1 protein-coding gene is annotated in these 255 nt (G+C 60.0%); it reads right to left on the reverse strand.

Features of this window, described 5'->3' with window-relative positions:
• On the reverse strand, positions 1-218 hold a 218-nt coding region (locus RVY79_RS20555), incomplete at its 3' end, for a DUF3008 family protein (RefSeq protein ID WP_317466442.1).
• Positions 219-255 lie beyond the last annotated feature (37 nt).

The following is a 255-nucleotide window of genomic DNA, read 5'->3' on the forward strand; positions in this document are numbered from 1 at the left end:
TGCTTCGCCGATGCAAATTCTCTGAGCTGCGTTTCGCTCATCGAGTCGTACATCGATTTCGAAGCGCCCTTTAACGACCCGGGACTTCTATCCCCGCGCTTTGCGGAAAGTGCAGCGCCGGCTGCCATTTGCTGTGCCTTGGATTTAGCAGGCATGTCGACCTCCGTGTGTGCAACGTCTGTCAGCACCGTCCGCTGCCGCAATGGCGCCGACGGCATTCGTGCGGTAGGTGTCGCAAGCCGCGTGCCTATGGGC

The organism is Chromohalobacter sp. HP20-39, assembly GCF_033052815.1.
In the GTDB taxonomy this organism is placed as follows: Bacteria; Pseudomonadota; Gammaproteobacteria; order Pseudomonadales; family Halomonadaceae; genus Chromohalobacter.